General features: G+C 72.5%; 13 protein-coding genes. 8 read left to right on the forward strand and 5 right to left on the reverse strand.

Going from position 1 to position 19,883, the window contains the following annotated elements:
- Window positions 1–2 precede the first annotated feature (2 nt).
- A complete protein-coding gene (locus I5071_RS29450) occupies window positions 3–1,217 on the reverse strand; it encodes an ATP-grasp domain-containing protein (RefSeq protein ID WP_236516579.1) in 1,215 nt (404 codons plus the stop codon).
- Window positions 1,218–1,289: 72 nt separating this feature from the next.
- Between I5071_RS29450 and I5071_RS29455 the strand changes: the two genes are divergently transcribed.
- Window positions 1,290–2,507, forward strand: a complete 1,218-nt coding sequence (locus I5071_RS29455) for an ATP-grasp domain-containing protein (protein ID WP_236516580.1) — start codon at window positions 1,290–1,292, stop codon at window positions 2,505–2,507.
- Complete coding sequence (locus tag I5071_RS29460; RefSeq protein WP_236516581.1) at window positions 2,508–6,074, forward strand: serine/threonine-protein kinase PknK; 3,567 nt, start codon at window positions 2,508–2,510, stop codon at window positions 6,072–6,074. It begins immediately after the preceding gene.
- A 30-nt stretch (window positions 6,075–6,104) separates the two neighbouring features.
- On the opposite strand, the gene I5071_RS29465 is transcribed toward I5071_RS29460, so the two are convergent.
- Together I5071_RS29465 and I5071_RS29470 are read right to left on the reverse strand one after the other, a co-directional pair.
- Window positions 6,105–7,280, reverse strand: coding sequence for a helix-turn-helix domain-containing protein (locus I5071_RS29465; protein WP_236516582.1), 1,176 nt, complete (start codon window positions 7,278–7,280; stop codon window positions 6,105–6,107).
- Between the two features lie 44 nt (window positions 7,281–7,324).
- Complete coding sequence (locus tag I5071_RS29470) at window positions 7,325–8,332, reverse strand: TraB/GumN family protein (protein ID WP_236516583.1); 1,008 nt, start codon at window positions 8,330–8,332, stop codon at window positions 7,325–7,327.
- 147 nt (window positions 8,333–8,479) lie between these two features.
- On the opposite strand from I5071_RS29470, the gene I5071_RS29475 reads away from it, so the two are divergent.
- The 3 genes from I5071_RS29475 (at window position 8,480) to dctP (ending at window position 11,655) form a co-directional block, all read left to right on the forward strand.
- Window positions 8,480–9,580, forward strand: coding sequence for an alpha-E domain-containing protein (locus tag I5071_RS29475; RefSeq protein ID WP_268921159.1), 1,101 nt, complete (start codon window positions 8,480–8,482; stop codon window positions 9,578–9,580).
- A gap of 5 nt (window positions 9,581–9,585) precedes the next feature.
- Window positions 9,586–10,581 (forward strand): aldo/keto reductase, encoded by a 996-nt coding sequence (locus tag I5071_RS29480; RefSeq protein WP_236516585.1) that lies wholly within the window; start codon window positions 9,586–9,588, stop codon window positions 10,579–10,581.
- A 69-nt stretch (window positions 10,582–10,650) separates the two neighbouring features.
- Window positions 10,651–11,655 carry a TRAP transporter substrate-binding protein DctP gene (dctP, locus tag I5071_RS29485; protein ID WP_236516586.1) on the forward strand — a complete coding sequence of 335 codons (1,005 nt, stop codon included), beginning with the start codon at window positions 10,651–10,653 and terminating at the stop codon, window positions 11,653–11,655.
- A 321-nt stretch (window positions 11,656–11,976) separates the two neighbouring features.
- Here the strand turns inward: dctP and I5071_RS29490 are convergent, their stop codons facing one another.
- Complete coding sequence (locus I5071_RS29490) at window positions 11,977–14,226, reverse strand: putative metal-binding motif-containing protein (RefSeq protein WP_236516587.1); 2,250 nt, start codon at window positions 14,224–14,226, stop codon at window positions 11,977–11,979.
- Between the two features lie 89 nt (window positions 14,227–14,315).
- On the opposite strand from I5071_RS29490, the gene I5071_RS29495 reads away from it, so the two are divergent.
- Window positions 14,316–15,311 (forward strand): tetratricopeptide repeat protein, encoded by a 996-nt coding sequence (locus I5071_RS29495; RefSeq protein WP_236516588.1) that lies wholly within the window; start codon window positions 14,316–14,318, stop codon window positions 15,309–15,311.
- Window positions 15,312–15,315: 4 nt separating this feature from the next.
- Entirely contained in the window at window positions 15,316–16,815 is a 1,500-nt protein-coding gene (locus I5071_RS29500) for a hypothetical protein (protein ID WP_236516589.1), read from the forward strand.
- A gap of 2 nt (window positions 16,816–16,817) precedes the next feature.
- On the opposite strand, the gene I5071_RS29505 is transcribed toward I5071_RS29500, so the two are convergent.
- Window positions 16,818–18,266, reverse strand: a complete 1,449-nt coding sequence (locus I5071_RS29505) for a tetratricopeptide repeat protein (RefSeq protein WP_236516590.1) — start codon at window positions 18,264–18,266, stop codon at window positions 16,818–16,820.
- Window positions 18,267–18,308: 42 nt separating this feature from the next.
- Here I5071_RS29505 and I5071_RS29510 point away from each other — a divergent pair, with 42 nt between their 5' ends.
- Window positions 18,309–19,871 carry an EF-hand domain-containing protein gene (locus I5071_RS29510; protein ID WP_236516591.1) on the forward strand — a complete coding sequence of 521 codons (1,563 nt, stop codon included), beginning with the start codon at window positions 18,309–18,311 and terminating at the stop codon, window positions 19,869–19,871.
- Window positions 19,872–19,883: the final 12 nt, after the last annotated feature.

The raw sequence follows: 19,883 nt of genomic DNA on the forward strand, positions 1-19,883 counted from the left end.
CTTCACGCGTAGTGCACACGCACCGTCTCGATGATCGTCTTGAGCGCGCTCTTCACGGTGTCGGTGTCTCGGGCGCGGACGATCGCGTAGCCGTCGCCCTCGTACGAGTCGCTCTTGGGCGCGCCGATCGTCGGGAGCTTCGCCTCTTCGACGTACTGGCGCACCCGCGCGTTCGCCTCGTCGACGCCCTCGAGCCGCGCGACCCGACCGCGGCCCATGCCGCGCAAGAACGCGCAGCCGACCGACCAGCGGCGCTCGTAGGGTCCGTCGAACGCGCCGTCGACCACGGAGCGCGCCCACGCGAGATAGGGATCGAAGTCGTGCGCGAGCCCGGTCATGCGCGTGATGTTCGCGCCCGGCGGGCGCTGCGCGATCTCGCCGATCGCGATCGATCCGTCGGCGCGGCGGAACCACTCCATGTGCGTGAACCCGTCGTCGAGACCGAGCGCGCGGATCGCCGCGACGCCGACCTCGCGCGCATCGTCGTGCTCGCGCGTCAGCTCGCGCGGGAGCACGCAGCACCACTGCATCCACGGGTTCTCGAGCACCTCGAGCGGGGTCGGGAAGTACTCGGAGACCGAGTGGAAGCGCACCTCTCCGCCGGTCGTGATCGTCTCGAAGCTGTGCTCGCGGCCGCGCAGGAATTCCTCGGCGAGCATCGGCTTCTGCGCGCTGACGCGCATTCCGTCGATCGCGCCGCGCAGCTGATCGATCGCGCTCACCCGGAACGTCGCCTTCGCGCCCATCCCGGCGGGCGGCTTGAGCACCATCGGGAAGCCAACCTCGCGCGCGAAGTCCTCCGCGTCGCGCATGCTCGCGAGCAGGCGATGACGCGCGCAGGGCAGGCCCGCCGCGCGCAGCGCGTCCTTCATGCGCGCCTTGTCGCGGAAGAGATCGGCGGTGCGCACGTCGGTGCCGGGCACGCCGAAGTGCGCGCGCACCGCGGCGAGCTGCACCTGCACCGCCTCGAGGATGCCGAGCACGCGATGGGGCGCGCCGTGCCGCGACGCGAGCACCTGCGTCGCGTCGATCAGATCGCGCGCGGAGAGCGCGTCGGTCACGCGCACCACGTCGTCGAACACCTGCACGTCGTCGCCCTTGGGCGGCTCCTGCATGATCGCGAGCACCCGCACGTCCCGCAGCCGCGGCAGCGCGCGCGCGAAGCGCATCGTGGTCTCGAGCGGGAACGGCGCGACGAAGATCAGGTTCCGCGGCATCTGAGCGCAGCATCGACGGTCGGCGCGCAGGACGTCAATCGCGCGCGACGTCGTGTTAGCGTCGAGATCTCGATGCGCGTCGTCTTCCTCTCCCCGTCCTATCCCCCCGAGATGCAGCAGTACACGCGAGGCCTCGCCGAGGTCGGCGCGCAGGTCTTCGGGGTGGGCGACACGCCGCGCGAAGCGCTGCCGCGCGACGTGCGACCGCACCTGCACGACTACCTGCAGGTGCCGCGCATCATGGACGAGGACGACGTGATCGAGCGCGTCTCGGCGTGGCTGCGCGGGCGCGAGATCGATCGTGTGCTGGCGAACTGGGAGCCGCTGGTCGTGCTCGCGGCGCGGATGCGCGAGCGCTGGGGCGTGCCCGGGATGAGCGTCGACACGGTGCGCGCGTTCCGCGACAAGCAGCTGATGAAGGAGCGCGTCGCCGCCGCGGGATTGAGGGTGCCGCGTGCGTTCCGGATCCGCACCACGTCCGAGGCGCGCGAGGCCGCCGAGCGCATCGGGTTCCCCGTGGTGATCAAGCCGATCTCGGGCGCGGGCAGCGCCGACACCTATCGTGTGGCGTCGAGCGCGGAGCTCGAGAGCGCGCTCGCGAAGATGGGCCACGTCGTCGAGGCGAGCGTCGAGGAGTACGTCGAGGGCGAGGAGCACACCTACGACACGATCTGCATCGGCGGCGCGCCGGTGTACGAGAACGTCGCGCGCTACCTCCCGAAGCCGCTCGAGGCGCGCACCCACGAGTGGATCAGCCCGGTGATCGTCACCGTGCGTGATCTCGGTCAGCGCAAGCTGCAGCCCGGGATCGCGCTCGGTCGCGACGTGCTGCGCGCGCTCGGCATGGGCGACGGCTTCACCCACATGGAGTGGTTCCTCACGCCGAAGGGCGAGGCGGTGTTCGGCGAGATCGGGTGTCGCCCCGGCGGGGCGCACCTCGTCGATCAGATGAACTACACGTCCGACGTCGATCTCTTCCGCGAGTGGGCGCGCGCCGTGTGCTGGAACGCCTTCGAGGCGCGCACCGAGCGCAAGTTCAACGTCGCGATCGTGTTCAAGCGCGCGAAGGGTCAGGGTCGCATCACGCGCATCGAGGGGCTCGAGGCGTGGAAGCGCGCGTGCGCGCCCTACGTCGTCGAGGACGCGCTGCTTCGCCCCGGCACGCCGCGCCGCAATTGGAAGCAGACGCTGCTCTCCGACGGGCACGTGGTCGTGCGCCATCCCGACTGGGACGAGACGGTGCGCATGGCGTCGCTCGCGGCGACCGACGTCACGATGTACGCGGAGTAGATGCAGCGCGACGGAGCGTCGATCGCCCAGGTCCTCCGCTCGGTCGAAGGAGCGGACGGACGCTTCGAGATCGAGCAGAAGCTCGGCGCGGGCGCGTACGCCTCGGTGTTCCGCGCGTTCGATCGCGCGCATCGCACGCGCGTCGCGCTGAAGGTCCCGCACGAGCTCGATGCGCGCGCGCTGCTCGCGCTGAAGGACGAGTTCCGCACCCTCGCGTCGGTGAGCCACCCCAACGTCGTCGCGTTCCACGAGCTCTTCGTGCGCGACGGAGTCTGCTTCTTCACGATGCAGCTGGTGCGCGGCGTGGACGTGCGCACCCACGTGGAGCGCCACGGCCGGGAGAGCGCGCGCGACGTGCTCGCCGGGCTCACCGCGGGGCTCGCGGCGCTGCACGAGAGCGGGATCGTGCATCGCGATCTCAAGCCCTCGAACGCGTGGGTGGACGCGCGCGGCACACCGGTGCTGCTCGACTTCGGGCTCGCGCTCGCCGATGCATCGCGCGTCGAGCGCGCCGCGCCCGCGGGAACGCCGGCGTACGTCGCGCCCGAGCTGATGCGCGGTCGCGCCCCGAGCCCGGCGAGCGACCTCTACGCGCTCGGCGTGCTCGGGTTCGCGATGCTCACCGCGCGCCGTCCCTTCGACGGACACGCGCCCGCGGTCCTCGCGAGCGAGCTCGTGCGGCGTGCGCCGCGGGTGCGCGACGTCGCGCCGCACGCCGACGCGGAGCTCGCGAGCGTGATCGACGCGCTGCTCGATCCCGATCCCGATGCCCGGCCCAGCGCACGCGAGGTGAGCGCGCGGCTGGCCCGTCGTTCGGCGCCGCCCTCGCTCGCGATCGCGCGCACGTTCGTGGGGCGCGCGGGGCTCGCGAACGAGCTCGCCTCGGCGCTGGCCCGCGCATCGAGCGGCACGCCCGTGGTGCGCTTCGTCCGAGGGCCCGCGGGGATCGGCAAGACCACGCTGCTCGATCGCGTGCTCGCGCGCGCCGAGGGCGCGACCACGCTGGTGCTGCGAGGGCGCTGCTCGGAGCACGAGACGGTTCCCTACGCGACGCTCGACGCAGTGCTCGACGCGCTCGCGCGCCGCCTCGCGAGCGACGACGCGCTGCGCGACGAGCTCCACGATCTCGGGGACGTCGCCGCGCTCGTCGAGGCGTTCCCGGTGTTCCACTCGGTGCTCGACGCCGCGGGCGTCGCGACCTCGCAACGAGCGCCCGCCGATCCCAGCGAGCGACGCCGCCGCATCGGCACCGCGCTCGCGTCGCTGCTGCGACAGCTCGCGTCGCGACGGACGATCGTGGTCGCGATCGACGATCTGCAGTGGGCCGACGAGGACGGCGCGCGCCTCCTGCACGACGCGCTCGTGGCGCTCGGTGCCGCGCGCGTCTGCGTGATCGCCGCGCATCGCGACGAGCCGCGCGGGCTCGCACCGCTCGCACGGCTGGGCGCGATCGCGATGCGCGACGTCGCGACGATCGACGTGCCGCCGCTCGATGCGATCGAGGCCGCTGCGCTCGCCGACGCGCTCGGGATCGATCCTTCGCGCCACGCGCGCGAGGTCGCGCGCAGCGGAGGATCGCCGTTCTTGCTCGAGGCGCTCGCGCTGGGCGGCGCCGACGACGATGCGTCCGATCCCGATCAGCTCGCGCGCGTCGCGCTGCGACGGCGCATCGCGGCGCTCGATCCTCCGGCGCGCGCGATGATCGAGACGCTCTGCGTCGCGGGTCATCCGCTCGCGCCCGAGCTCGCGGCGAGCGCAGCCGGCACCCGCGTCGACGTCGGCGTGCTGCGCGCGCTCACGACCTCGCGCCTCGCGCGCTCGCGACCGGGCGCGGGAGGGTCGAGCGAGATCGAGCCCTACCACGACCGCGTGCGCGAGATCGTCGCGGGCGAGCTCGAGACGCCGCGACGGCGCGACGTGCACCGCGCGCTCGCGCAGGTCCTCGAGACACGCGCGGGCGTCGATCCCGTGTGGATCTGCCGGCATTTCGAGGGCGCCGGAGAGCTCGAGCGCGCCGCGTCCTTCGCGGAGTCGGGTGCGCATCGTGCGGCGCAGACGCTCGCGTTCGCGCGCGCCGCCGAGCTCTATCGCTTCGCGATCGCCCATCGTGCGCACGACGAGGCTCACACCCGCGCGCTGCGGGTCGCGCTCGGCGACGCGCTCGCACACGCCGGCCGCGGGCGCGACGCCGCGAGGTACCTCGAGGCCGAGCGCGGTGAGCACGATCCCGATCGCCGCCTCGACCTGCGGCGTCGCGCCGCCGAGCAGCTCCTGCGCTCGGGGTTCTTCGAGGAGGGCACCGCGCTCCTCGACGAGGTGCTCGCGCTCACCGGCGTCGTGGTCCGACGCTCACCGATGCACGCGGTCGCGACGCTGCTCGCGAACCGGGTGCGCATCCGCCACCTCGGTCTCGCGCCGCGCGACGAGCGCGCGCCCGATCCCGCGGAGCTGCGGCGCATCGACGCGTGTGTCTCGGGCGCGGTCGGGCTCTCGGTCGTCGACTCGATCCGCTCCGCGGACCTGATGACCGAAGCGCTGCACCGCACGCTCGTGATCGGCGATCGACGGAGGCTCGCCGCGACGCTCTCGTGGCACACCGCGTTCCTCGCCAACGAAGCGGGGCCGGCCGAGGCGAGCACGCGCGCCGTCCTCGCGCAGGCGCGCGCGCTCACCGAGGCCCACGGCGACGCGTATGCGCGCGGCTGTCTCGAGGCCGCGTCGGCGCTCACCGAGTTCCACCTCGGGCACAACGCGCGGGCCCGCGCGCACTGCGAGCGCGCCGAGGCGATCTTCGCGCGCGAGACGATCGGGACGACGAAGGAGCTCGTCACCTCGCAGACGTTCGCGAACGCGACGCTGGCGGTCGAAGGCCGGCTCGATGCGCTCGCGCGCCGACTCGCCGAGCACGAGCGCGTCGCGGAGGAGCGCGGCGAGCGCTACGCGCTGACCAACCATCGCCAGGGCCTGATGATCCTGCGCTGGCTCGCGGCCGACGATCCGGCGCGGGCGCGCGCCGATCTCGACGCCGCGATGGACGGCTTCGGGGCGCGGGGCTTCGTCGTGCAGCACTGGTTCGATCTCTGGGGCCGCGTCGCGGTCGCGCTCTACGAACGACGCACGCGCGAGGCTCGCGCGCGCTATGCGCGCACCCGCGGTCGGCTCGCGCGCTCGCTGCTCGCGCGCACGCAGTGGACGCGGGCGCACATCCTCGTGATGGATGCGACGACCTCGATCGCGCTGGGCTCACCGCCGCGTCTCGCCTGGGCGCGGCTGGTGATCGCGCAGCTCGAGCGCGAGTCGCGCCCCTGGACCAGCGCGCTCGCCTCGATGCTCGGCGCGTGCGCCGACGCTGCACACGGCTCCGATCGCGCGCTCGCGCAGTTGGAGCGCACGCTCGACGCGCTCGATCGCGCCGAGCTCGGCCTGTGGTCCGCGGCGGTGCGCATCGCGCTCGCGCCGCACGACGTGCGTCACCGCGATGCCGCGCGCGCTTGGGCCGAGCGAGAGCGGGTCCGCGCGCCCGAGCGGCTCGCGTCGATGCTCCTGCCGGGAATTCGGATCTCCTGAACGATCGGACGATCCGTTCGGGATCTCCGATCAGTCCTGGATCCAGGTGATCTGCGCGCCCGGCACGATGCGATAGCCGTCGTCGTGCCGCTCGATCACACCGCGCAGGCCCATGTTGCGCAGCCGGCGGATCGTCGCGTACACGCGGTTCGCGCCGGCGTCGGGCTGGATCGACTCGCCGGGCCAGCCGACCTCGAGCAGCTCCCACGTCGACGTGGTGCGCCCCGGGTCCTCGGCGTGACGTCGCAACAGGAGCGCGAGCACGTTGCGCAGCGCGGGGCCGAGCTTCACCCGCTCGCCGCGAGCGGTGTCGATCCACGCGCCCGCGGGGCCGAGCGCGACGCTCTCCTCCGTGGCCTCGCCCCACTCGTCGAGCTGGAATCCGGGATCGAGACCGAGCGCGACGTCGCCGAGCACACGCGCGAGGTCGTCGGCGTCGGGCTCGATGCCGATCGCAGCACGCAGCGCGGCCCACCGCCGCTCGCCTTCGTCGCACTCCGCGCGGCGATCCGCGCTCTCGCTCGCCCAGCGCTCCATCTCGCGCAGCGACGACGCGATCGACGCGTCCTCCTCGCGCGGCTCACCACGCAGCGCGCGGGCGAGCGCGTCGGGCAGCTCGGCGTGCGCGAGCAGCGCCTTCCACATCTGCCAGCACGCGATCAGATCACCCGACGCGCTCGCCGCACCACCCGCTGCGACCTCGGGCGCCTGGAACACCGCGTGCGCGACCGCGATCGTGCCGCGCTCGTCGTCGACCGCGACCCGATGGCCGAGCCCGATCAGCGCGAGCTCTCCGCGCGCCGACACCAAGAGGCTCGCGAGCGAGAGCCTTCCTGCGAACACCCCGCACGACGCGGCGGCACGCAGCGCGTCGGACACCGCGATCACCAGCGCATCGAGCTGCGCGTACTCGAGGGTCCGCCGCTGCGCGATGCATCGCGCGACGAGCTCGATCCCGTCGATGCGCGCGTCGCACGCGAGCTCCACGAAGAGCTCGCCCGCGTGCGACACCGGCGCGATCGACGGATGGCGCACCTCGCGATGCGCACGCGCGAGCGCGGCGAGCGGTGCCTCGGCGCCCGTGATCACCACACACGCCGCGCCGTCGTCGAGCCGGCGCGTCGCGAAGCGCGCGAACGCGCCGTCGCTGCGGATCGTCTCGGGCTCGAGATAACGCCCGAGCCACGCCCCCGTGGTCCCCTCCACACATCGACGATACCTCCACGCGCGAGCGCGCGGAATCGTTTCGGTCAGCGGCGCTCGGGCGGGCGCTCCTGGCCGCCGAGTCGCCGCACCTGGAACCCGCGCGCCTGGAGCATCGTGAGCACGCTGTCGTCGCCGAGCAGATGGCCGAGCCCCACCGCGACGAACGCGCGGCCTTCCTCGATCTGCGGCACGAGGTTCTCCATCCACGCGCGGTTGCGCGCGAGCAGCAGGATCTCGCGCGTCTCCGCGTCCATCTCCGAGTCGAGCAGCGCTCGCGTCTGCGCGTCGTCGAGCGAGAGGTACGCCTCGCGCAGCCGCGCCTGTCCCGCGCGCGCTTCCTCCGCCTGCTCGAGCACCTCGCGCAATCCGTCGAGCGCGCTCCCCTGGCTCACGCGCTCGAGCGCATCGAGCGCCTGCTGCGGGGTCTCGAGCGGGATCACGGGGCGTCCCATCGCGACCGCCCACTCGAAGATCGACTGATCGAGACGCGCCGTCGACGCCGCGCCGCGCACCGGCGTGCGTCCTTCCTCGCGCGCCTCGACCTCGGCCATGCGCACCTGGGAGAGATAGAGCACGAGGAGCCCGGGCGGCATGCGTCGCAGCACGTCGGAGGGCACGCGCGCGCCGAGCTCGTCGACGAGGAGCTGCCACGTCGCGGGGGGCAGCGCGCGATCGAGCCAGTCGCGGCGCGAGACCCGACGCGGCGCGGCGCTCGAGGTCGTCGTTCCTGCGAACATCCCATCGAGCTCGCGCGGATCGATCTCCATCACGACGACGCGCGACCGGTGGAGGAACTCGTCGAGCGGCGGCGGCAGCGCGCGGCGTCGCGTGACGCCGAGGTGCATCGTGCCGAGCACGTACGAGGGCGCGAGCGAGCCTCCGCCGCTGACCTCCCAGAGCCACGCGCGCGGCGCCGCGTCGGCGACTGGATCGGGCTCGGGCGCGCGATGCTGCCGCGTGACGTCGCCGCCCACGCCGAGACGCAGCTGCTCGCCGCCGCACGCGACGACGAAGAGCACCCACGAGAGCACGAGGAGCAGGCGTGTCGTCATCGCATTCGGCTCGCGAGGCGCGGCGGTGCAGCGAGCGAGAGCGGCACCCCGCCGCGATCCTACACGCGATGCGGGCCCTTGTTTCGAGTGTGTTGCGCGTGATCTCGAAGCTTCCCCGTCGTGCTCTCGTCCTCTACGCTCGTCGTCGTGAGCCTGTCGCCGTCCGAGCCCCCTCTGCTTTCGCGCGTCGCCGACGCAGTCCACTGGATGAATCGCTACGTCGAGCGCGCGGAGAACGTCGCGCGCTTCGTCGACGTGAACCTCCACCTGACGCTCGACGCGCCGACCGATCACGGCACGAGCCCCTGGGCCTCGCTCGTCGCGACCACCGGCGACCACGCGCTCTTCACCGAGAAGTACGGCGCGCCGACGCGCGAGAACGTGATGGAGTTCCTCACGTTCGATCGCAGCTATCCGAACTCGATCGCGTCGTGCCTGCGCGCCGCGCGCGAGAACGCGCGCTCGGTGCGCGAGGTGATCTCGAGCGAGATGTGGAAGCAGCTCAACGAGATGTACCTCTCGGTGAAGGAGGCCTCGCGCGATCCGGTCGCCGCGTTCGCGTCGCCGGGCGAGCTCTACGACCGCATCAAGCACGACTGCCACGCGTTCGTCGGCGTCACGTACCTCACGATGACGCACAACGAGGCGTGGCACTTCGGGCGCCTGGGACGGCTGCTCGAGCGCGCCGACAAGACGTCGCGCATCGTCGACGTGAAGGCATTCCTCCTGCTCTCGCAGCGCAGCGCGCCGGCGGGCGCGATCGACGAGATCCAGTGGGCCGCGCTGCTCAAGAGCGCGAGCGCGCTCGAGATGTACCGCAAGCGCCACGGGCGCATCGTCCCCGAGCGCGTCGTCGAGTTCCTGCTCTTCGAGTACAAGTTCCCGCGCTCGGTGCGCTACTGCGTGACCAAGGCCGAGCGCTCGCTGCACGCGATCACCGGCATGTCGCTCGACGAGCTCGCGCTGCCGGCCGAGACGCTCGTCGCCGCGCTTCGCACCGAGCTGGAGCACGGCGATGCGAGCGCGGTGCTGGGCGAGGGCGGGGCCGAGCTGCACGCGTGGATCGACGGGCTGCAGTCGAAGCTCAACGCGGTGGGTCAGGCGATCTACGAGGAGTTCCTCGCGCCGCGCCCGGTCAGCACGCGTGCAGAGTCGCAGCTCCCGCCCGCGTCGCGCGCGGCGTCGCAGTCGCAGTCGGTCGCGATGCCGATGGCGCAGTCGCAGTCGCAGCGACAGTCGCAGGGCTGATCGCGATGCAGCACGCGTTCGTCGGGCGCACCGGCATCAAGGTCTCGCGCCTCGCGCTCGGGACGATGACGTTCGGCGGCGAGGCCGATCGCGAGGCATCCGCGGCGATCTATCGACGCGCGCGCGACGCGGGCATCGACCTCTTCGACACCGCCGACATCTACCAGAAGGGCGCGAGCGAGGAGATCCTCGGGGCGCTGATCCGCGGCGAGCGCGATCGCGTCGTGCTCGCGAGCACGGCGTACTTCCCGAGCGGCGCGCGCGGCCCGAACGATCGCGGCAGCTCGCGGCTGCATCTGGTGCGGAGCGTCGAGGGCTCGCTGCGTCGCCTCGGCACCGATCGCATCGAGCTCTTCTATCTGCATCGCTTCGACGAGCGCACCGATCTCGAGGAGTCGCTGCGCGGCCTCGAGCAGCTCGTGCAGAGCGGGAAGATCCTCCATCCCGCGGTGAGCAACTTCGCGGCGTGGCAGGTGAGCAAGGCGCTCGGCATCCAGCGCATGCGCGGATGGGCGCCGATCAGCGCGATCCAGCCGATGTACAGCCTCGTGAAGCGCCAGGCCGAGGTCGAGCTGCTGCCGATGGCCGAGGACGAAGGGCTCGCGGTGTTCCCGTACTCGCCGCTCGGCGGAGGGCTGCTCTCGGGCAAGTACGGCGTGCACGATCGACCCTCGGCGGGGCGCCTCGTCGACTGGGAGGTCTACCGCGTGCGCTACGGCAACCCGAGCGTGTACGAGACGGCCGATCGCTTCGTCGCGCTCGCGCGCGATCACGGCTGGCATCCCGCGGCGCTCGCGGTCGCGTGGGTCGCGTCGCATCCCGCGGTCACCGCGCCGCTGCTCGGCGCGCGCAACGTGGCGCAGCTCGATGCGGTGCTCGGCGCGCTCGACATCGAGATGACCTGCGAGCTGCGCGAGTCGATCTCGTTGCTCTCGCCGGCGCCGCCGCCCGCGACCGATCGCACCGAGGAAGGCCTCGTCGCGATCGGCGGGGAACGCTGAACGCGCGGAGATCGTGGACGAATCGTTGCTGTAGCAACCGTCTCACGATCTTGTGTTACGGTCGCGCGCATGCGTATCCGCGCCCTGATCGCTCTTCTCCTCGCCTTCGCGTTCGTGTTGCTGCCCCACGCGCCCTCGGGCGCGCAGGACACGCAGACACGCACCATCACCTTCGCGACGCTCGCGCCGCCCGGCTCGCTCATCATGCGCGGGCTCGACGCGTGGAATCGCGAGATCCGACGCCGCACCGAAGGATCGCTGCAGCTCCGCTTCTACGCGGGCGGCGTGCAGGGCGACGAGCCCGAGGTGATCCGCAAGATTCGATCGGGTCGCCTCGATGCGGGCGGCGTGACGTCGACGGGGCTCGCGCAGATCCATCGGCCCGCGCTGGTGTTCCAGCTGCCGGGCACGTTCCTGCGGTACGAGCAGGTCGAAGCCGCGCGCGCCGCGCTCGCGCCCGAGATCGAGCAGGGGATGGTCGGTCAGGGCTTCCGCATGCTCGGCTGGGCCGACGTCGGGTCGGCGCACCTCTTCTCGAACCGCGAGATCCACACGCCGACGGATCTGTCGGCGAGCCGGTTCTGGGTGCGCTCGGACGACGTGATCCTGCCGGTGCTCTTCGACTTCGTGCGCAGCAATCCGGTGTCGCTCTCGGTGCCGGAGGTGCTCGGTGGGCTGCAGACGCGGCGCATCGACACGTTCCTCGCGCCGCCGGCGGTGGCGGTCGCGCTGCAGTGGAGCGCGCACGCGACGCACATGGGCGACACCGCGGTGGCGATCCTCGTGGGTGGCAGCGTGATCTCGGAGCGCACGTTCCAGTCGCTCACGCCCGCGCAGCAGCAGGTGCTGACGGAGACGGGCGCGCAGTTCCACGGTCTCGCGCGGCGCAACGCGTCGCGCGCGGAGCAGGAGTCGATCCAGGCGATGGTCGGGCGCGGGATGCAGATCACGCGCGCGACGCCGGCCGATGTCGCGGCGTGGCGTGCGATCGGTCGGCAGGTGCGCGATCGCGTCGCGTCGCGCATCGCGGATCCGGCGCTGGTCGCGCGCGCGGCGGCGTTCGGCGAGCAGTGATCGTGGGGAGAGGCTCGAGCCCGCGGATGCGGGCTCGAGTGGTTGGTCCCCCCGAAACCTCAACCACGGTCGGTTTCGGCGTACGAAATCATTGAGGAAAACCTCAACCACGGTCGGCCCGGAGATGGCGCCCGCCTGACGGCCGCCTGGCGCCCGTCACCTCTGCGCCGCACCTCCGCGCGCGCCGACCGCACCGCGTGATCACGACACGCGCGACGAAATCTCAACCACGGTCGGTCTTCGCGGCGCGAAACCATTGAGGAAAACCTCAACCACGGTCGGCCCGGAGATGGCGCCCGCCTGACGGGCGCCAGGCGCCCGTCAGCGCGCCCGCTGACCGCAGACCGCCGGCACCACCACGAAGCTCGCCTCCTGGTGCGCGAGCACCGAGACCCGCCGCCCCGCATCTACGAACGCCCGCGGCTGCGCGCTCTCGCTCGCCACCACGATCGCGCCCGGCGCGATCACGCTTCCATCCAGATCCGCGATGCGCACCGCGCGCGTGTCCGCCTCGCCCGTCGCGCCCGAGCGCCACGTCGCGACGAACCCGCCGAGCGAGCCCGCGTCGACCTCCACGCCCTCGATCTCCGCGTTCTCCCGCACCAGCCCCGAGCTCACGTGCGCGATCGCGATCTGATCGGGCGACGCCGACGCGAAGCGCCGCACCGCGCCCTCGGTGATCGCTCCGCTCGCGGGATCGAGCGTCGCCAGCGCCACCGCGACGCCGTTCGTCTCCTCCCATGCGAGCGCGAGCTCGATCGTCCCGTCCTCGCCGGTGCGCCCGATCGCGACCGCCACGTCGCCCGAGATCGTCGCGCTCGCGAACCCGGTGATCGCCGCGGGCACCACCAACGCCGAAGTCGCGCGCGCCCGATCGTCGAGCTGCGTCGCCCGCGGATCGAACTCCGAGACACACGGCCGCAGCTGACAACGCCCCATCCGACAACGCGCGCCGTCCGCGCAGTCTCCGTCGTCGGTGCACGTCTGATCTTCGGGTGACGGGCACGTCGGCGCGGGGTCGCTCATCGCCGGCACGACGTGCATCGCGACACCACCGCTCGCGACCGGATACGCCACCACGTACCCGGCGCGCGCCCCGCTCGTCCACGCGCTCACCGACGCGCGCGTCGCGCCCGCGCCGCTCGACACCCCGAGCCGCACCGGCTCGCCCGACCCCGACGCGTTCACCCAACCGACCTGCGCGCCGCCCGCGCTCCCTTCCTCGAGCCACACGCCGACGAGCTCCACGTCGAGCGGCCCATCGGCGCCCGCAGGACGCCGCGAGGGATCGCTGCTGCACGTGCCCAGCCCACGACACAGCGGCCCCGCGAGGTACGCGACCACGCCCTGCGCGCGCAGCCGTCCCGCCTCGCGATCCGCGGGAAGCGCCGCGATCGCAGGCCCGCTCGCGCCGAGCGGCGCCCCGTCGGCACGCCCGGTCGCAGGCCCCGGACAGCGCTCCGCCGCGGTCACGTCGATCCCGAGCCAGCTCGTCGAGCGGGTCGCCGCCGCGTCGCCGCGCTGCACGACGCGACGCACCGGATACCGCGACTCCGGCGCGACGGGCGACTCCACGAAGTACCCGAGCCGCAGCGCGCCGGTCGCGCAGCCGCTGTCGGTGATCGCTGCGGTGATCCACTCGCCGGCGCCCGTGCTCGCGATCGTCGCATCCGCGATCGCACACGCGCTCGCGTCGGGCGACACGCGCGTGCACAGGCGACCCGTCTCGACGCAGGTCTCGCCGGTGGTGCACGGCGTCGAGCGCTCGGGTGCACGACACCCGAACGAGTCCGACGCAGGGCTCGCCGGATCGCAGCTCTCGTGTCCGTTGCAGAACACTCCGTCGTCGCACTCCGCGTCGTGATGGCACTTGCCCGCGACCGGCGCGCTCGCGAGCGGCTCGTCGCAGAGCTCGTCTCCCGCGCGCGACGTGACGCAGTCCTCTCCCGCACCACACGTGTCGCCCTCGCCGCAGCGCGGCAGCGGCTGCGCGCTCTGCACCTCGTTCGCGCACCCGTCGACCACTTCGGCGTTCGACGTCTCGTACGGCGGCTCGGTCGTCGCGAGCACGAGCGGCGACCCCGCGGTGATCGGCGACACATCGTCGATCACCTCGACGCCCGCGCCGCCCGACGTCTGGTACGCCGCGATCAGCCCACCCTCGACCGTCGCGCTCGAGACCCATCGCGGCGTCGATGCCGCATCGAGCACCGCGACCGGCTGCGCCGCATCGATGCTCGCGTCGTCGACCCAGCCGTTGCAGTCGTCGTCGACGCCGTTGCAGATCTCGCTCGCGCCCACGTACGCGCTCGCGACGGTGTCGTCGCAGTCGTCGCCGCCGCAGCGAAGCGGTCCGTGCTGGTCGCCGTCCTGATCGAGCGGCCCGAAGCGGCACTCGTCGGTCTGCAGATCGCACTGCCAGCGCTCGCAGTCCTCCGCGTCGATGCGATCGCGCTCGTTCAGCAGCTCGCACTCGTCGCAGTCGGGCCAGTCGAAGCGGTCGAGCCCGGTCAGCGAGCAGCTTGGAACGAAGACGCAGAGCGCGAGGACGAGCAGGACGGTTCGGCGCATCTCGACGCGACGGTACACCAAGCGCGACGTGCGTGCGCGCTCGTGGCCGGGCTGTTGACGCGACGGCGCGCACGCGAGAGAACCACGTCGTGCGACTCCTGTCTCGGCTCGCTCTCGTCCTCGCGTTCGTCCCCGTGCTCGCGATGCCATCGCGCGGGCATGCGCAGGACGCAGTCGCTCCGAGCGAGGCCGCGCCCGAGGAGCCGCCGCCCTCGCCCGAGCTCGCGGAGGCGATGGAGCGCTACGAGGGCGCGGAGCGCCTCTTCGAGCAAGGTGACTACCGCGGTGCGCTCGCCGAGTTCCAGCGCATCTACGAGCTGCTCGAGGGGCACCCGAACCAGTTCTTCGTCCTCTACAACCTCGGTCGCGCGTACGAAGAGCTGCATCGCTACGACCTCGCGATCGACATGTACCGCCGCTACCTCGACGAGGGCGGTGAGGGCGCCGAGGATCGCGCCGAGGTCGAGGCGAGCCTGCGCGCGCTCGAGCGCTTGCTGGGCACCGTCGCGATCACGATCGCGGAGGGCGGCCCCGACACCGCCGAGGTGTGGCTCGGCGAGTGGCAGGTCGGCGTCGCGCCCGGCGAGGTCCACATCCCCGGCGGCCAGCACACGATCGAAGTGCGCGCGCAGGGGTACGAAGTGCTGCGCCGCGAGATCCAGGTCGCGTCGCGGCAGCGCATCGAGCTCGAGCTCGAGCTCGCGCGGCTCTCCGACTTCCGCGGCGTCACGCCCGCGCTCTTCGTCACCAGCACCGCGCTCGCGGTCGCGTCGCTGGGCGTCGCGATCGGCCTCGGCGTCAACGCGATGATGCTCAACCAAGACGCCGAGGAGTGCCGCGACACCGCGGGATGCGGCCTCGATCCCGGGGCGCGCCGCGCGGAGATCCGCGACTTCGCGCTCGCCGCCGACGTGATGTACGGCGTCGCAGGCCTCTTCGCGGTCAGCTCGGTCGTGCTGATCTTCGTGACCGACTGGGGCTCGATGCCCGAGCCGGAGCTCATGGAGGCGCAGCCGACCGCGCTGCGCGTGCTTCCCGCGATCGGGCCGCAGCACGTCGGTCTCGTGCTCGACGCGCGCTTCTGATCCGATGGCCTTCCGCGACGACACCGACGCGCTGCGCGCACGCATCGAGGTCCTCGAGCGCGAGCTCGAGTCGCTGCGCGACGTCGCCGAGGAGCGCGATCGCCTGAAGGCCCGCGTGGCCGAGCTCGAGGAGCAGCTCGGCGTCGCGGAGCAGCGCAAGCGCAAGGAGCTCGAGGCCAAGGCCGAGGCCGCGCGCGAGTCGCAGCGACGTCGCATCGAGATGCTGCGGCGCGCGAAGAAGTCGCCCTCGCAGATCCCGAAGTACCTCGTGATCGCGCTCGGCGTCGGGGGTGCGATCTTCGCGTTCGTGCGCCTGACCGGGCTCGGATGTGGCCCCTCGCACGACGCGGCGCCCTCGCTCGGGCTCGTCGATCTCGACGTCACGCCGGAGCCCGCGCTGCCTCCGCTCACCACCCGCGGCATCACGAGCGCGCCCGATCAGTGCCGCGGGTACGTGCCCGACGCGCCGCAGCTCGTGCTGCGATCGTCGCGCCCGATGTCGCTGCGCATCGCGCCCCAGGCGGTCTCGGGTGATCTCGTGATGCTCGTGGTCGCGCCCGACGGTCGCGTGCTCTGCGACGACGACGGCGGCGGATCGCTCAATCCGCTGATCTCCGCGGTGGTGCCGCCCGGCGACACGCGGGTGTGGGTCGGCACGTATCATCACGCCGAGTCGATCGACTTCACGCTCGCGATCAGCGGACGCGAGGCGAGCGCGATGCCCGACGCGAGCGGCCTCGCGTCGCACGGCACGCCGAGCACGCCGGTGATCGACGGCCCCGACGTGACCCACGCGATCACCGGCACCGTGCAGCCGGTCACGGCCGCGAGCACCCAGGACGCGAGCTGCCGCGGCTACCTCCCGATCGAGCCCCAGCTCACGCTGCGCCTCGCGCGCGACGCGGCAGTGCGTCTCCACGCGAGCGGCCAGAGCGATCTCGTGATGCTGGTGCGCGAGCCCGACGGCACCGTGAAGTGCGACGACGACTCGGGCCACGGCAACGAGCCCCAGATCGCGACGCTGCTGCGCGCGGGCGATCACCCGGTGTGGGTCGGCAGCTTCTCCGAGACCGCGAGCGCCGTGCCCTACTCGCTCGAGGTGAGCGCGCACGCGCTCGATCGCGACGCCGCGCCGGAGCACGGCACGCGCGAGCTCGGCGCGAGCGAGATCGCGATCGAGGGCACCGCGCGCGACGAGATCTCGGCGAGCGCGATCGGCGCGGAGTGCGCCGGCGGGCTCGTCGGCGTGCGCCCTCACGTCGCGCTGCAGCTCGCGGAGACGCGCGACGTCGTGTTCGCGCTCGCGGGAGAGAGCGCGCCGTTCGCGGTCGTCGAGCATCCCGATCGCACGTTCGAGTGCGTGCGCACCGCGCGCGAGCGACACCTCTGGAGCGCGGGCACCCACCGCGTGTGGATCGGCGTGCCCGACGAAGCGACGGCGGGACCGTTCACGCTGACGGTGCGCGGCGAGGCGTCGAGCCTCCTGCCGTGGAACCCGCGCTAGGTCTACTCGCTCATCTCTGCGCGATACCGCGCGAGCTCGGCATCGAGCTCCGCGTCGGTGCGCAGGTACGCGCCGAGCGGCGCGCGTTCCGCGAGCTCCGCGACGGTGCGTGCTCCGATCAGCTCCGCGACGTCGTCGGGCGCGGTCCCGCTCGCGCGCGTGATCGCGACTCGGTCGCCGTCGACCGCGACGTCCAGCGCGAAGTCGTGCGAGGTGTCGAGCGGTGACGTCTCCGCGCGCTGGTCCTGCGGCTCACCGTTCTCGTCGGTGCACCACACGCTCCAGCTCGCCGGCTCGGTCGCGCGGTGGGCACGCGTGATCTGCGCGCACCGAACGTCGCCATCGGTCGGCACGCAGAGGATCGTCCTGCTGGTACACCCCGCAGCGTACGAGTCGTCCCGATAGCACGCCCAATCGGGATGCTCGTCGACCGTGGTCACCTCCTGCGACGACGAGTCCCAGCACACGTCGAGCTCGATGCGGAGCATCGTCGCGCTCGCGTGCACGCTCGTGATCGTCCCCGAGTCGGCGCTCGAGATGCCGTGGTCGGTGTTGTCGTACTCGCCGAAATCCGTCGGGAGCACGAGGTATCCGTCGCGTACGCGGAACGCGAGCACCAGGCGCACGGCCCCGAGCGGATTGCCGTTGTCGTCGGCCGTGAGCAGCACGACCTCGCTCGCGCTCGCTGCATCCCACGCGAGCGGCGCGCGCTGGATCACCTCGACGCCCGCACGATTCCACTCGTCGGGCTCGAACTCGTCGATCCCCGAGAGCGATCGCTCGAGCGCACGCACCAGCGTCGCCTCGTCGGTCGCGAGGACGACGGAGCGCGCGACGTCGAGCGGCACATCATCGATCGTCGCCCCTTCGCGCGGCCGCGCCTCGCGCACCTCGAGGCTCGCGAGCCGTCGCTCCACCGTCGCGTTCCGACGCATTCGCAGGGAGCGCGCGTAGGAGTCGCGCGCGAGCTCCACCGCGCCGCTCGCCTCCGCGACGAGCCCGCGGTTGTAGAGGCACATCGCGATCGGCGCGTGCAGCGCCTCGGGCGCGGCCTCGATCCCCGGGAAGAACGAGATCCCGAGCTCGATGCGGCGCGCCGCGATCGCGAGCTTTCCCGCGCGAAACGCGACGAATCCTGCCTCGCACAGCAGCCTCGGCGCGCGCGGCGAGATCGCGAGCGCGTGCTCGAACTCGTCGAGCGCCTCGTCCCATCGTTCGGCGCGCACGGCACGCCGCCCGGCGCGCACCCGACGGATCACCTCCGCACGCTGCGCCTCGTCGATCGTGGGCCGCGGGGGTGTCTCCTCGCGCGGTGTCGGCGTCGGCGCCGGAGTCGGATCCGGGCTCGGCGCCGCGCCGGTCGTCACCGTCGTGCGCGTCGTGCCCCCGCACTCGCACGCCTGCAGCGCCAGACACGCCGCCAGCACCGCGCCCACCCTCGCGATCCTCATCGCGCGAGCGTACCCGACCGCGCCCGCGGTCTTGATCCGCGCGTGCCGCACCGCTACGCACCGGTCGTGCTCGACCCCGGCCACGTGCTCCGCGAGATCGCGCGCGACCGCATCCGTCGCAACGCGTTCCTCCGCCTCCGCCAGCACCATCGCGCGATGCCACGCGCCGCGTTCCTCGGCGTGCTCGCGGTCCTCCTCGCGCTGCGCGTGCACAGCATCGTCTGCATGCTGATCGCGTGGCACGGCGGGCTCGCCGATCCGACCACGTGGGCCACCGGCGCGCAGGTCGTCACCGAGCACGTCACGCCCTTCCACCATCACCCGAACCCGTTCGGATGGAGCTGGGGCTTCCAGCTCTTCGTCGGCCTGCACGACCTCACCGGCATCCTGCTCTTCGCCACGTGCCTGATCCCGCTCTTCGCGACGCCGGGCAGCGCGGTGCACGTGCGCGCCGGGCGCGTCTTCGTCGTCGTGTGGCTGCTCCACCTGACCGACGGCCTGATCAACAGCGGGCACATCCTCATCGCACGCGGGTTCGAGCCGACTCGCTACTACGACGTCACGAACCAGGGCTTCTCGCTCTATCTCTATCTCCAGTTCGCGTTCATCTCGTCGCTCGTCATCGACTTCCTCGCGCACGGCCTCGCCGCGCTCCGCTACAAGAACCGACCGCCGCCGCGCCCGATGCGCGCGGTGATGCTCTTCCTCCCGCTCTCGAGCCTCGTGCTCGGCATCGGGCTCACGATCTGGGCGGTGATGCGCCTCGTGCGCGGAGGGCCCGCGGAGACGCCGAACACGTACCCGTTCGCGATCGTCTACCTCGTGCAGATCCCCGCGTACGTCTATCTCGTCGCGCGCAACGTCTCGTACTGGCTGCGCCCGACGCCGCGCGCGTGGCTGCAGGGATGGGTCACCGAGCACCAGCGCAACATGATGTTCTGCGTGCAGGTGACGCTCTACACCGGCCTCGCGAACGTCTGCTCGCGCTTCGCGCCCGCGCTCGCGCCCTTCGTGTTCGCGGCGATCGACCTCGGATTCCTGCTCTGGCTCGTGACCAAGGAGCGCTCGCTGCGCGCGCAGGTCGTGCGCTCGCGGCTCGGTCTCGCGGTCGTCGCCTCGCTGCGCACGCTGCGCCTGTCGCGCCCGCCCCAGCCCCGACGCGTCGACGTGAGCGCGCCCGACGCGCGGTGGATCGCAGGCTTCTTCGAGCTCGATCGCCCGGGCGAGCTCGGCCGCGACGATCTGCGCGCGCTGCTCGCGCGGCAGGGCATCGAGCTGCGCGATCACGAGCTCGATCGCCTCATGGGCGCGCTCGATCGCGATGGCAGCGGGCGCATCGAGCCGCGCGAGCTCGCCGCGTTCCTCACGACGTGGTTCGCGCCCGAGCCCGACGACGAGCACGCGCTCGCGCTCGCGTTCCGCGCGCTCGACGACGACGGCGACGGTCAGGTCACGCGCGACGAGCTCCAGCGCGCGCTGCAGGACGGCGCCGACGCGCTGCGCGCGGTCGAGCTCGATGCGCTGATGGACGCCGCCGATCTCGACGGCAGCGGTGCGATCGACTGGGACGAGTTCTGCGCGTCGATGCGCCCCACCAAGCATTGAAGGGCTCTCGCC

Source organism: Sandaracinus amylolyticus (assembly GCF_021631985.1).
GTDB classification, from domain to species: domain Bacteria; phylum Myxococcota_A; class Polyangia; order Polyangiales; family Sandaracinaceae; genus Sandaracinus; species Sandaracinus amylolyticus_A.